We start from the raw sequence: 12551 nt of genomic DNA, 5'->3' as shown, positions 1-12551 counted from the left end.
GCGCGTTCGGGAGTCGCGGCCGCGAGGCTGTGGACAGGCGCGGTGAGCCACAGCGACGGCGTCCCGGTGGCCGTCGACTTCCACGGGCTGTCCGGTCGGTCTGGCTCGATACCGCCGACCGCCTATCGGCTACCCCTCGAAACAGGCCACCGGGGTCCCGTCCGTCCAGGGGTCGGGGTCCAGCGCATCGACCCCCTCGAAGTCGCGGCGCGTCGTCCTGGCCCGGACGACCCGCGCCGAACCGACGTAGTAGGTGACGTACTGGGTGACGTAGTCGAACTCTAGACCGGGATGGACCGACCCGGAGCCGACGTACTGGAGGCGGACGACGGCCGACCCGGCGGGCCCCGCGGTGACCCACGAGTCCCGGACGGTGATGTCGAACCGCGTCAGGTAGCTGTCGCGTCCGCCGTCGGTCGCCAGGTCGGTGTTCGACAGCATCTCGTCGTTCTGGCGGTACGCCCGTTCGAACGCGGTGACGTACGCCACCCCGGCCTCGCCCGCTGGCTCCGACGGCGGTCGCCCGGGGTACGGACGCGGTTCGAGCGCGCCCTCGCGGTCGACCGACTCGGCCGTCGGTCGGGAAACGGCCGAACAGGACACGTCCGGCGGCGTCTCCGGAACGTCGATGGCCCACCCGGAAGACGCCGACGGGGACTCTGACTGCGCGTCTTCCCCTGGCGGTGTTTCGGTGGCGGGAGTGCCATCGGGCGCGAGACACCCGGCCCAGGGGAGCATCGTACCGCTGCTGGCGAGCGCATGCAGGAGGCGACGACGGGAGACCGTCATACACCGGCGTACCGCCGCCGACGGTAAACCGCTTCAGGACGATCAAACTCGGATTTGAGTGCCCGGGAACGGTCCCTCCGAATTCGACATCTCCGCCCCGAGTGTGAGTTTTCGGACCGAGACGGGCCTTCGTATCGCTTTGCTCCGGCGGTCGCCGGGTTCGTCACGGAGCCGTCTGCAGTGCCCTGGACAGGAACGCCCGCGTCCGCCGCCAGGCAGTCTCGTTGGCACGCGCGTTCGCGGCCGGGCTTCCACCGTAAACGTCGGTCCGGTCCCGCGTCGTGCCAGCGGTCGGGAGATACGGGGGCCGCATGTAGTGGCCCGCGTCCTCGAAGGCGTCGTGAGCGTAGGGGTGTAAGTAGCCGGCTCCGGCGAGGCGGTCGACGACCCGGGCAGACAGCCGGGTAGACGGCCACCGCCGGTCGTCGGCGGCCGAGACCAGGTATATCGGCGCGTCGGCGGCCTCGACCGGGACCGTGGCCGCGGCAAGGCGCTCCCGCGGCGCGGCGTCCAGCGGCGGTTCGAAGAGCGGTAGTCCGGGGGCCGGCGGCGGTCCCGGGTCCGCGTCCGCCAGTTCCAGGAACGACACCGGTCGGTCGTCGACCGACCACGCGGCGGTCCCAGCCGGGGTCCGGTCCGGGCCGAAGCCCTCGTAGACGCCGCCGCTCGTGGCCCACCCGGCGACTGCGCCGACGGCGTCGGTTCGGCTCGCGGCGAGCAAGGCCAGCGTCCCGCCCCGCGAGAACCCGAACAGTCCGACGCCCTCCACGACCCGTTCGTGGCTCCCGAGCCACTCGACCGCCCGGGTGACGTACTCGACCGGGACCGCCCGGAGCGTGTCCGATAACGGGTCCGGGTCGCCGAAATACTGGAGCGCGAGGGCCGCGAACCCGCGGGACGCCAGCAGGCGTGCGAGGCCGACGAACGGGGCCCCGCCGTGGCCGTGCAGGTGGATTACGCCGGGAACGGGGTCGTCCCCCGGTGGGAGGAAGGCGGCACCGACCAGCCCGTCGGGGAGCGGGGCACTCCCGATGTCCGGTGCATACATGCGCCGGGTCGTCGTCGCCTCTGGAGCGTCCGTCCGCCGCTCTCGGCCGTGAGTGTGACCTCGAAGGCCTCAGTCGGTGGCTGGAACAGGACGCCGGGCGGGAGCGGTGCGGTCGGGCCGGTCTCGACCGGGCGCATCGACCAGAACAGCCCCATCCCGTCGTCTCGGTCGTAGTACCGGCTCTCGTCCGGGCGCTGCGCGCCGACCGTCACCGAACCATCTGCCCCGGCGGCGAAGGCGGCACTGGACTCCCATGCGGTACCGCCCCTGTCGTGCGTGTGACTCCGGAGCGTCACCGACTGCTCCGGGTCCAGGCCGGTGACTGCAACGGGAATCGGCTCGTCGACCAGCGCGCTCGCCGGCATCTCGATGGTTGGGGACGTAGACGAGGAACACCCGGTCAGGGCTACCGACCCGGTCTGTCCGGCCAGTCGGAGGAAGCGGCGGCGCGGGACCGTTCGCTGGGACGCCATGTCTCGGACCTCGCTTCTCGACGCAACCCCATAGGTGCGGTGCCGCGCCAGTGGTGTCGTATAACCGCGGGTATCCGTGGTAATTTAATCCGACGCGGTATAGGGTGTCGCATGCGGTATCTCACGGTCTTGGTCAAACCGAACGGGGACGGTGCCTTCCATCCGCTCGGCGGAAACCTGTCGGACGAGCCCTCCATCGAGCGGCGAGCGATTCACCACGTCGAACTGCTCGCCGACGACACCGTGTTGCTGTTCGCCGAGGCGAGCGGGGACCGGGAGCGATACGAGCAGATTATGGCGGCGTCGCCACACGTCCGTAGCTATCTCACCGCCGGCGAGGACCGCTGGATGGCAGTGAGCCAGTTCGAACCCACGGAGGGGGTCCGCGGGGCGCTCGAACTACAGCGGGAGTCGTTCCTGGTGGTGGAGACGCCGATACGGTTCACCGCAGAGGACAACCTCAAGGTGACCTACGTCGGGACCGACGAGACGTTCAAAGAGCTGTACGAACACGTCGCGGACGTCGATTACGTGACGGTCGACGTCCTCGAAACGGGCGAGTACCGGATCGACGAGTCGGCGTTCGGGAGGCTGATTACCGCCCGACAGCGGGAGGTGCTCGAAGCGGCCGTCGACCTGGGGTACTATCACGAGCCCCGGCAGGCGTCGCTCGCGGACGTCAGCGACGTCGTCGGTATCGCTCCCGGTACCGTCGGGGAACACCTTCGGAAGGTCGAGGAGCGCGTGTTCGGCGAACTCGTCCACTGAGCGGCCCGGAAAGCCACGGAATCCCGACCCGAGCGGAGACTGTGTACCGGAACTGTTCCGAGCGGTCGCTGCCGACGGGCTCGAACTGGGGTTGAAAAGGAGCCACACTGGTGTGGCAGTTCCCGTATTCGGCTCCCCGGCGTAGCCGCGGGTATGTCACGTGACCGTCCGACGCCCGTACAGACAGCGAAGCGAGTCGACCCTTCGAACCGACACTGATGCCAGTCACGACAACGCACCCGGACACTGACGCATCGTTGCTGGCCGAACAGGACCTCGAGTCCACGTACTACCAGGTCAACGGCGTCCGGTTGCACGCCGTGACAGCCGGCGACCCCGACGCCCCGCTTGTCGTGCTCCTGCACGGCCACCCCGACTTCTGGTACGGCTGGCGGGACCAGATAGGCCCGCTGGTCGACGCCGGCTTCCGCGTGGTCGTCCCGGACCAGCGGGGCTGTAACCTGAGCGACGCCCCCGAGGGCATCGACCCCTACCGACAGGAAGAACTGGTTGCGGACGTCCGCGAACTAATCCGGAGCGAGGGCCGGCAGTCGGCCCACGTGGTCGGCCACGACTTCGGCGGGTTCGTCGCCTGGAACCTGGCGCTCCGCCACCCCTCCGCCGTCGACAGGTTCGGGATTCTCAACGTTCCACATCCGACCGTGTATCGGGAGACCCTACGGGTCAGTCCCGGACAGGTCGCCCGGAGCTGGTACGTCTGGTTCTATCAGGTGCCGAAGCTACCCGAGTGGCTGCTGGAGCGAAACGACATGGCCAACATGGTCGAATCGCTGGAGGTGACCTCGAACCCGGGCACCTTCGACGAGGCGACACTCGACCGGTACAAGGCGGCCTGGCGGCACTCCGGCGTCGTCCCGAGGGTGAACTGGTACCGCGGGTTCCGTCGGTCGGGGCGCCCGCCCCGCAGCACCGTTTCACAGCCGACGCTGATTTGCTGGGGCGAAGCCGACATCGCACTCCTCCCCTCGATGGCCGACGAGAGCGTCGGCTACTGTGAAAACGGGCAGTTACGGACCTTCCGCGACGCGTCTCACTGGGTCCATCACGAGCGCCCGGAAGTGACTGACGAACTACTCCGACATCTGCAGTAACCGGCGTCGGCTGCCGCTGCTTGACGGCGAGTAATGAAGTTCGAGTAGGCCGACAGCGCCCTCACGGGGTCTGTGAGTACAGGTAGATGGCACAGAGCGCGAGGACGACCTCGGCGGCTTTCGCGCCGACTGCGAGCGGGTTCAGGCTGCCCCGCATGTAGAAGGCGTCGGGACTGAACCCCTGGAACGCGAACAGCGCGAGGACCGTCACGGCGGCGTATCCCGCGGCGACCAAAAACAGTTCCCGCCGCCAGTAGCGGCTGGTGTACAGGACAAGGCCGCCGAGAAACCCGAGCCCGTTCAGTACGAACAGGATACCCAGCGTTTGACTGAATCCCATGACCTGCGGGCCGAGAAACAGGTGGATGCCGGCGGTGACGAGCGTGGCGACGGCGGCGAGATAGCCGATGGGATGGGATGGGCGGCTAAACAGCGGGTCTTGGTGCGGCGTCGATTGGGCGACCATGTGGACCCGATTGTCCCCGCCGAAATGTAAATCCAGGTGCAGGTTCTCGCGGCGGCGGAACCGAGTGCCAGGCTGCCGTGGCCGTCAGGACGCTTAATTATACGCGGAGTGTATGTTCACCCAATGACGATTACAACAGAGTTCCGGCTCCGCTCGCCAGCCCTGCCGCTGGTCAGCATCCCGGCGACGCTCCCGCCGGAGGCAATCGAATGCTCGCACGCCCTCTGTCTCGAACCCGGCGCACGGGTGTTCCACGTCGAAATCGACGCCGAACACGAGGTGACAGAGGCCCAGCTCGCGGCGCTCGACGAGGTCACCACGGTGACGCCGCTCGGGGACCGGGGCGACACGGTCGTCTACAAGCTCACCGTCGAACTCGACGATTCGATTGCCCCGGCCTTCGACCCCGAGCGATTCGACGGTGCGAAGATGAAGTCCACGACCATCACCGCCGAGGGGTGGCACGAGACGAAGGAGTTCAAAGACTACGAGACGTTCCACGACTTCCACACCACCTTCGAGGAGCACGGAATCTCGGTCGACCTGATATCCATCACGAATCACTCTGACGACGACGGGACGACCGACGACAGCCTCACCGACCGCCAGCGTGAGGCTCTGGAACTGGCCGTCGCGCGCGGCTACTACGAGAGCCCGCGCCGGGTGACCGCCGCGGAACTCGCGGAGGAACTCGACATCTCGCAACCGTCCCTGTCCAGTCTCCTCCGGCGTGGCGAGCGCCGACTGCTCACCGACTCGCTCGACGTGCGGGACCCGGGTCTCGCTGGCACCCACAACGGGTGAGCGGTGCCGATTGGGTGCGTATCTGGCCGCGGCCGGCGAGACACAGAACCCTCGGTGACCCGCTCTTCCGGTCGCGGCCGAGCCGTGCAGATGTATTCCGGTCAGAGCCGACCGACGTATGGCCGTCGTCGCGGAAATTCTTCTGTCGTCGGTTCCCGCTCGTACAGTGGCTCGCATCCGGACCGAGCGATTTCCAGCTCCGGGGTGACACGGCTCGAAGGGGCGGGCGACCTCCGTCATAGCCAACCGCAGCGCGGACTCGGGGTGCGCGTTGCGTCGTGGACGGTGTCCACGTCGTGGGGCGGGTGCTCGGCTCCTATTTTGAGTGGGGCGTGCCTGTTTCGGCCCATATGTGAGTCGATAGTACCGCAGAAGTAACAGAGTAGAATATTACTTTGGAATCTTATATTTCTCAGATATTACTCTCGGAAAGCCGTCCGTGGCCTCGGATAGAGAGTCGCTAAACGCGCGCACGCTTGGGACGCAGGGTCAGGATTCGCGGACTCGGCCAGTGAGTGGGCAAACCGAGCAATGTTGCCAGAAAGCCGCCGCTGTGCGCCCACAAATGTTTGGTTGCATCCAGCAGCTACCAGCCCTGTCACTTCCGCTAGTCGCGCTAATTGCACCGTACTGACTCTATGACTTCGACATCGTGGCGTTGCACGCAGATAGCGCGGACCGTTCGGACCGCACGCCACGGAACCACTCACCACGTGGCGGAGAGGTGTCATAGAAGCAAGCGAGGAAATAAATTAATGCTGGTAGGACAACTTATCCCTAATTTTTCTGACTATTCAATTTCGTCGAGTATGTCTTCACCAAAATGTCTTCTCTCGACGTGCCCGCCCGAGAACGCTGGCCGGACTTGCCCGGCACCGGGCTACCGTGAGCGCTGAAGCACATGGCACGGTCCGGCTCCTACCACGCGGACCGAACACTGGACGTCGAGGTTCTGCGGCTGTTCGTCCCACGGGACCCACTAACTGGTCTGTGCTGGATTCGGTATTGTCCAAAAATGGTTCGAGGCTGCCGGACGTCGACCCGCTGTCGACTGCTGACCACCGGGTATCAGGAACCGACGTTTCGGCCGAGTCTTGCGACTTCCGCTCCTGTCTTGGTCCGCGCCCCGCTTCGCCGGCACTAATATCGGTGGCTCGCTCCGCGCCTTCTGTTCCGGATGCACCGGATAACGCAGTCGTGGCCGAGGCTCACAGTCCGGTGTAGTTGCCGGGGCAATTCTCGGGGAGTCGGCCGTTCCTGAGCGGGGACGAGGCAACGGACACCGAGCCGCGATTGTCGTTTCGGCCCGGTGTCACGCCGTGTCGCGTCCCACCCAGAAGTTATCCGGGCAGCGGTACCGAACGTACGTCTAGTCCGTTTTGTTTCTGTCTACTGTCCGGGCTGTGGTGATAGTAGTCGACGACCAGCCCCTTACGAGCATAGACGTACACCTGTTATTCTGGGCAAACTACGACGCCTCGTCCGGGGCAATCCCAGCACGAATGAGGGATTGGGGAGTCGGTATCGGCCGAGTAGTGGTTTCCCGAAACGCCCGACCACACTGACCCGTTCGAGACGAAGATGTCACAAATCACCCGTGCCGCCGAACTACGAACCGCGTAAATCGCTGTGAACGACTCGAAACGCCGCCAATCCGTATCTTCCGGTGATGGCGGACGATTTCGGCGAAATATTGCGTCCAATGTAGCGACACAGTCGGAACGGAATACGAAGACGGTGAAGTAGCCAGCATCGAAAGGGCCGCATACGACGGGGTGAGGCCATGTAATCACTCAAGCAGCAATAATTTCTTCCCAGGTACGAGGGATTCTCTGCCGACAGCCAGCGAGTGAGACGTTTGAGGGAGGGGAACATATCATTACATCGGTGGCAAACACCCGCCTGTAGCTGGTGAAGTCCCACGTGACGACTCTTGGCACCGCTTTCGGGACAGGGACGCGAACGGTGGTCGGCCAAACGGGGGATAGCGTCCGACCGTCGCGGCGTCGGGAGATGCAGGCAGGCTGTGGCCGGTGACGGTACCAGTTCGACGCCGTACCGGTGTGTCACAGTACCTACCCGAACACGCTGGTAGTCGGACACGAGCGAGGGACGGCTTGCGGACCGGCTCAGGAACTCACAGAATGAACCGAGACATCGATACACTCATTGAGGAACTCACACTGTCCGAGAAACTCGGACTGATTCACGGTACTGTCGACCCCGACCAGACCTCGACGGGATACACTCCTGGTGTCGAGCGGCTCGACATCCCACCGTTGCGGCTGGTCGACGGGCCACTGGGCGTCCGGGCGTTCGGCGAGTCGGCGACCGCCTTCCCGGCCTCTATCTCCTTGGCCGCGTCGTGGGACCCTGCCCTAGCGCGGGAGTTCGGCGCGGAGCTGGGCCAAGAAACCGCAGCCCACGGGCAACACGTCGTACTTGCACCGGGCGTCAACATCATCCGAGTCCCGACCGGCGGACGGAATTTCGAATACTACAGTGAAGACCCGTACCTGACCGCTCGAATCGGCGTCACGACGATAAAAGGGATTCAGTCCGCGGGTGTCGGCGCGACGATTAAACACTTCGTCGCAAACAATCAGGAGGAAACCCGGTACGAGGTCAGCGCGGAGGTCGAGGAGCGGGCACTCAGAGAAATCTATCTCCCCGCGTTCCGCGCCGCAGTCGAAGAGGCGGACGTCGCATCCGTGATGACCGCCTACAATCGGGTCAACGGCACGTTCATGGGCGAACACGCGCGCCTGCTCTCCGACGTGCTGAAAGACGAATGGGGGTTCGAGGGGTTCGTGATGTCAGACTGGTGGGGGACACGGAGCACTGTCGCCGCGGCGAACGCCGGGCTCGATATGGAGATGCCCGGGATAACTCGCGAGCAGTATCTGCCCGAGTCCGAACTCGACGACACCGGTCCGGTCAACGACCTCGAGATGCCACACCTGCCCGATGTCCCTGCGCTGTTCGGCGGCCCACTCCAGGACGCCGTCGAGAACGGCGAGGTCGCCGAGTCGACCATCGACGAGAAGGTTGAGCGGATTCTTACCACGATGGAGCGGTTCGACTGGCCCGGCGACCCCGACGGGAAGTCAGATACAGACGCACATCGGGAACTCGCGCGGCGGATTGCCGTCTCGGGGACCGTCCTGTTGAAAAACGACGACGCGTTGCCGGTTGCCGACGACGACTCGCTAGCGGTCCTTGGCCCGAACGCTGACGGAGCCAAACTCGGCGGCGGCGGCTCCTCAGAGGTAACGGCGTCGGTCGAATCCTCACCTGTAGAAGGACTCAGACAGCGAGGGACAGCAGTCACGTTCGAGCGCGGCGTCGAACCCATCGCGGAGGCGGTCGTCTTCGGTGACACCCAGGAATCGAGCGAACCCTCCGATGCGGACCTCGACGACGCGGTCGCGGCAGCCGAAAGCGCCGACACCGCGGTCGTAGTCGTTCAGGACGACGCCACGGAGTTCCTTGACCGTGAGGACATGACACTGCCCGGTCGACAGGACGAACTCGTCTCGGCTGTCGCCGAAGTGGCCGAGCGGACCGTGGTTGTCCTCCGGACGAGTGGGCCTGTCGACCTTCCCTGGCTCGGTTCGGTCGACGCCGTGGTTCAGACCTGGTATCCGGGACAGGCCGACGGTGAGGCCCTGGCCGCGGTGCTGTTCGGCGACGCCGAGACCGGCGGTCGCCTACCCGTGACCTTCGGCGAACCTGCAGCGTATCCGGCTACTGACGAATCCGCATATCCGGGTCGGGATGATGTTGCACGCTACGACGAGGGAATCTTCGTCGGCTATCGGCACTTCGGAAAGGAGCGTCTCGAGCCGACGTTCCCGTTCGGCCACGGTCTCTCCTACGCTTCGATAGAGTACGGGCAGCCGACGCTGACGGGGACGGACGGGGGCGGAACCGTCGAAGTTTCCGTCCGGAACACGAGCGACCGCCCCGGGACGGCTGTCGTCCAGGTGTACGTCGAAAAGGCAGCGGCACCGGTCGAGACGCCGCCGCGCGAACTCGCGGGCTTTGCCCGGCTCTCACTTGCGCCAGGCGAGGCGACGACAGCGAGCGTCTCACTGACTGAGGAGGCGTTCGCCTATTACGATGAAACCAGCGGCTGGACCGTCCCCGACGGCACCAACCGAATCCACGTCGGGCGGTCAGTGCGAGATATCGTGGCGACCTTCGAGCACGACACCTGAACGCTGCGCGTCACCACCGACACGCAGGCGACCGAGCCCGGAGATGTGTGCCGGTTCGCGGCGGGTCGTCGAACGGCGTCGACGCCACCGTCACTCCGGACGGCAGCCGCCGTGACCGGGGGTTAGTTACTGAGAGAGTCGGATTCCCAGTTCCACGGACCGTGGTCGGGGTCGATGACCCGGTGGCGGCGGTCGATGGAATCTATCAGCGAGACGTCCTCGTCGTCCAGTTCCAGGTCGGCCGCGGCGAGGTTCTGTACCATGTGCTCGCGGCTGCTTGCCTTCGGGATGGCGGCGACGTTGTCGTGCGAGAGGACCCACGCCAGGCTCACCTGCGCCGGCGTGGCGTCGTGTTTCTCCGCGACCTCGCGGATTTCGGGGACGTCGAACACTGCCCCCTGGGCCAGCGGCGAGTACGCGACGAAGGTGTAGTCGTGAGTCTGTGCGTGGTCGACTAGGTCCCGCTGGGGGAGCAGCGGATGCATCTCAGCCTGATGGGCGTACAGCGGCGCGTCGAGCACGGCCATCGCCTCGTCCAGCAGGTCGGGCGTGAAGTTCGAGAGCCCGACGTTGCGGGTCTTGCCGGCCTCGTAGGCGGCGTCGTAGGCGGGCAGGACGGCCTCGTGGTCGTAGATTCCGGAGGGCCAGTGGACGTAGAGCAGGTCCACGGTATCGACGCCGAGCCGGTCGAGACAGCCGTCGATGGCCGCCGGGACCTGCTCGACGGAGGGTGGCACGTCGTGGTGGACGGTCTTCGTCGAGAGCCAGATGTCGTCACGGGCCACGTCGGCCTCGCGGAGCCCCTCGCCCACGTACTGTTCGTTCTCGTACACCTGCGCGGTGTCGACGTGCCGGAAGCCGACGTCGAGCGCGGTCCGGACGTTGTCACGCCACTGTTCGCGGTTGTCGTCGGAGTAGGTCCCCAGTCCGAGCGGGGGGAGGTCTTCTGGTGGCATCGAATCGAAACAGCCACGTCGTTCGCATCAGTCTATCGGTCGGATGGAGCGGGCGGCGTCGGTTCGCCCGGTCGCGGTGACTCAGGATTCGGGCTGGTACTCCTCGTCAGTGACGTGGTCCAGCCAGGTGACGGCCTCGCCGTCTCGCTCCTCCTGGACGGCGATGTGGGTCATCGCCTTCTCCGGCGTCGCGCCGTGCCAGTGCTTTTCACCCGGCGGGAACCAGACCACGTCACCCGCCCGAATCCGCTCGATGTCTCCGCCCTCGCGCTGGACGAGCCCGCACTCGCTCGTGACGATGAGTCGCTGCCCCAGCGGGTGGGTGTGCCACGCGGTGCGAGCGCCCGGTTCGAACGTGACGCTCGCCGCCGCGGCGCGAGCCTCGGCCTGCGAGTCGAACAGGGGGTCTATCCGCGTCTCGCCTGTGAAGTACTCGTCGGGCCCTTCGACGGAGAGTCGCGAACAGTCGCTTGTGATGTCCATGGATTGAACCTACGCCATCCTTGGCCGCTGTGTGGCTTGATTCTGATGCTATACTGAAAGGCCGCTTAAGTCAATCTGCCAGACGGTACGTCGGAGCGGGACGCCTGGACGTCGTCGACGGTAATCGACTTCAGCCTTGAGCGGCCCACGGAGAGAGTAGAGATTTTTGAAATCAGACTGTGTCTGTATCTAATCAAATTCGATATTTTAATTTTGAATATTTGTATTTGACTGTGGTTTTATTTATTTAAACTTCTGATCCTGTAAATAGCTCTGAATCTACTATCATAGTTCCATATATTCAGAAAGGCGAGCGACGGTGGGGCGGTCCGTTCACCACGACGTGATAGTCACGTCCCGCAGTGGACGGGCGAGCGGGACCGACACCTGGCCGCCGGTGTAGTGGGAGACGTAGAAGCCGACGATTATCTCCAGGGAGCGTGTCGCCTCCTCGCCCGTCGAGGGGTTCTCGATGGCCCCGTCGAGGACGGCCACGGCGTCGGCGGCGGCGTTGGCGAAGGCGTCGCGATAGTCCTCGTCCCACGTCCAGGCTCCGTCGATACCCGGCAGGGTGGCCTCGACGTGCGTGCCGTCGTCGAGTCGCCAGTACCGCCACTCCCCGTCGTCGTTGTTGAGGTAGAGCTTGCCCTCGCTGCCGACGAACTGGAGCGTCATCGAGGAGGCGTCCCGTGGGATGGTGCAGTCGATGGTGACGAAACTGCCGTCGTCCATCACCACGAATCCGCCGCCGCCGGCGTCGTCGACGTGCTCTTCGGCTTCGAGTGAGTCGACGGCCTCGTTCTCGCCCGTGATGTAGCCCGACACCCGCTCGGCACGGGCGTCGAGCAGATACACGAGCGTGTCGAGCAGGTGAGTGGAGTTCCGCAACAGTTCCATTCGGAACTGCGTGGCGACGGCGTGGACGTCACCGAGGAGGTCCTCGCCCTGGATGAGGTCCCTGAGTCGCTGGAGTTTCGTGGTGAACCGGAAGGAGTGGTTGACGAGCAGTTCCGTGTCCGTCTCCGCGCAGACGGCGACCATCTCCTCGGCGTCGCTGACGGAGGAGGCGATGGGCTTCTCACACCAGACGAGTCCGGGGTCGGCCGCAGACTCGGCGGCGTCGACGACGTGGTCGGCGTGGAGGTACGACGGCGTACAGACGGAGACGATGTCGAGGTCCTCCGCCGCGAGCATCGACTCGTGGCCGACGTACCGCCGGTCGGGCGGGATTTCCCAGGCCTCGCCGAACCGGTCGAGTTTCGACTCGTCGACGTCGGCGACGGCCACCAGTTCGACGCCGTCGGTCGCGCTGTAGCCCCCGGCGTGGCTGGCTCTGACCTTCTTCTGGCCGATGTCCGCCTCGTCGTGCATCCCGAGGATGCCCATCCCAGCGATGCCGCCCGTCCCGATGATGCCGGCTCTGTATGTCATG

Annotated in this window: 11 protein-coding genes; 4 read left to right on the top strand and 7 right to left on the bottom strand. The window is 65.4% G+C overall.

Annotated features, from left to right (window positions below; all coding sequences use genetic code 11):
• Window positions 1-129: 129 nt before the first annotated feature.
• From VI123_RS12045 to VI123_RS12035, 3 genes are all read right to left on the bottom strand, one after another.
• On the bottom strand, window positions 130-789 hold the full coding sequence (locus VI123_RS12045) for a hypothetical protein (protein ID WP_336338306.1): 660 nt from the start codon (window positions 787-789) through the stop codon (window positions 130-132).
• A 163-nt stretch (window positions 790-952) separates the two neighbouring features.
• A complete protein-coding gene (locus VI123_RS12040; RefSeq protein ID WP_336338305.1) occupies window positions 953-1837 on the bottom strand; it encodes an acyl-CoA thioester hydrolase/BAAT C-terminal domain-containing protein in 885 nt (294 codons plus the stop codon).
• The gene (locus VI123_RS12035) at window positions 1744-2310 is read right to left on the bottom strand and encodes an acyl-CoA thioesterase/BAAT N-terminal domain-containing protein (RefSeq protein ID WP_336338304.1); all 567 of its coding nucleotides are present in this window, start codon (window positions 2308-2310) and stop codon (window positions 1744-1746) included. The genes VI123_RS12040 and VI123_RS12035 overlap by 94 nt, the downstream gene beginning before the upstream one ends.
• Before the next feature lie 111 nt (window positions 2311-2421).
• Here VI123_RS12035 and VI123_RS12030 point away from each other — a divergent pair, with 111 nt between their 5' ends.
• Together VI123_RS12030 and VI123_RS12025 are read left to right on the top strand one after the other, a co-directional pair.
• A complete protein-coding gene (locus tag VI123_RS12030) occupies window positions 2422-3078 on the top strand; it encodes a helix-turn-helix domain-containing protein (RefSeq protein ID WP_336338303.1) in 657 nt (218 codons plus the stop codon).
• Window positions 3079-3296: 218 nt separating this feature from the next.
• Window positions 3297-4190, top strand: coding sequence for an alpha/beta fold hydrolase (locus VI123_RS12025; RefSeq protein WP_336338302.1), 894 nt, complete (start codon window positions 3297-3299; stop codon window positions 4188-4190).
• A gap of 61 nt (window positions 4191-4251) precedes the next feature.
• Here VI123_RS12025 and VI123_RS12020 read toward each other — a convergent pair whose 3' ends face one another.
• Window positions 4252-4656, bottom strand: coding sequence for a DUF7475 family protein (locus VI123_RS12020; protein WP_336338301.1), 405 nt, complete (start codon window positions 4654-4656; stop codon window positions 4252-4254).
• 123 nt (window positions 4657-4779) lie between these two features.
• Here VI123_RS12020 and VI123_RS12015 point away from each other — a divergent pair, with 123 nt between their 5' ends.
• Both VI123_RS12015 and VI123_RS12010 read left to right on the top strand, forming a co-directional pair.
• Entirely contained in the window at window positions 4780-5460 is a 681-nt protein-coding gene (locus VI123_RS12015) for a helix-turn-helix domain-containing protein (protein WP_336338300.1), read from the top strand.
• A 2144-nt stretch (window positions 5461-7604) separates the two neighbouring features.
• Window positions 7605-9680, top strand: coding sequence for a beta-glucosidase family protein (locus tag VI123_RS12010; protein WP_336338299.1), 2076 nt, complete (start codon window positions 7605-7607; stop codon window positions 9678-9680).
• 122 nt (window positions 9681-9802) lie between these two features.
• Here the strand turns inward: VI123_RS12010 and VI123_RS12005 are convergent, their stop codons facing one another.
• The 3 genes from VI123_RS12005 to VI123_RS11995 all read right to left on the bottom strand — a co-directional run bounded on the left by VI123_RS12005 (window position 9803) and on the right by VI123_RS11995 (window position 12550).
• A complete protein-coding gene (locus VI123_RS12005) occupies window positions 9803-10636 on the bottom strand; it encodes an aldo/keto reductase (RefSeq protein ID WP_336338298.1) in 834 nt (277 codons plus the stop codon).
• 81 nt (window positions 10637-10717) lie between these two features.
• Window positions 10718-11119: a (R)-mandelonitrile lyase gene (locus tag VI123_RS12000; RefSeq protein ID WP_336338297.1), complete on the bottom strand. Its 402-nt coding sequence runs from the start codon at window positions 11117-11119 to the stop codon at window positions 10718-10720.
• 333 nt (window positions 11120-11452) lie between these two features.
• A complete protein-coding gene (locus VI123_RS11995; protein WP_336338296.1) occupies window positions 11453-12550 on the bottom strand; it encodes a Gfo/Idh/MocA family protein in 1098 nt (365 codons plus the stop codon).
• Window position 12551 lies beyond the last annotated feature (1 nt).

Source organism: Haloarcula sp. DT43, assembly GCF_037078405.1.
Taxonomy (GTDB): Archaea; Halobacteriota; Halobacteria; order Halobacteriales; family Haloarculaceae; genus Haloarcula; species Haloarcula brevis.
The sequence above is the reverse complement of the archived record's forward strand: the minus strand, read 5'-3'. Positions and strand labels throughout refer to the sequence as shown.

Coding starts and splice junctions, on each gene's coding strand:
- VI123_RS12010 (WP_336338299.1), top strand. CDS start 7,605: ATGAACCGAGACATCGATACACTCATTGAGGAACTCACACTGTCCGAG.
- VI123_RS12035 (WP_336338304.1), bottom strand. CDS start 2,310: ATGGCGTCCCAGCGAACGGTCCCGCGCCGCCGCTTCCTCCGACTGGCC.
- VI123_RS12015 (WP_336338300.1), top strand. CDS start 4,780: ATGACGATTACAACAGAGTTCCGGCTCCGCTCGCCAGCCCTGCCGCTG.
- VI123_RS11995 (WP_336338296.1), bottom strand. CDS start 12,550: ATGACATACAGAGCCGGCATCATCGGGACGGGCGGCATCGCTGGGATG.
- VI123_RS12025 (WP_336338302.1), top strand. CDS start 3,297: ATGCCAGTCACGACAACGCACCCGGACACTGACGCATCGTTGCTGGCC.
- VI123_RS12045 (WP_336338306.1), bottom strand. CDS start 789: ATGACGGTCTCCCGTCGTCGCCTCCTGCATGCGCTCGCCAGCAGCGGT.
- VI123_RS12020 (WP_336338301.1), bottom strand. CDS start 4,656: ATGGTCGCCCAATCGACGCCGCACCAAGACCCGCTGTTTAGCCGCCCA.
- VI123_RS12040 (WP_336338305.1), bottom strand. CDS start 1,837: ATGTATGCACCGGACATCGGGAGTGCCCCGCTCCCCGACGGGCTGGTC.
- VI123_RS12030 (WP_336338303.1), top strand. CDS start 2,422: ATGCGGTATCTCACGGTCTTGGTCAAACCGAACGGGGACGGTGCCTTC.
- VI123_RS12005 (WP_336338298.1), bottom strand. CDS start 10,636: ATGCCACCAGAAGACCTCCCCCCGCTCGGACTGGGGACCTACTCCGAC.
- VI123_RS12000 (WP_336338297.1), bottom strand. CDS start 11,119: ATGGACATCACAAGCGACTGTTCGCGACTCTCCGTCGAAGGGCCCGAC.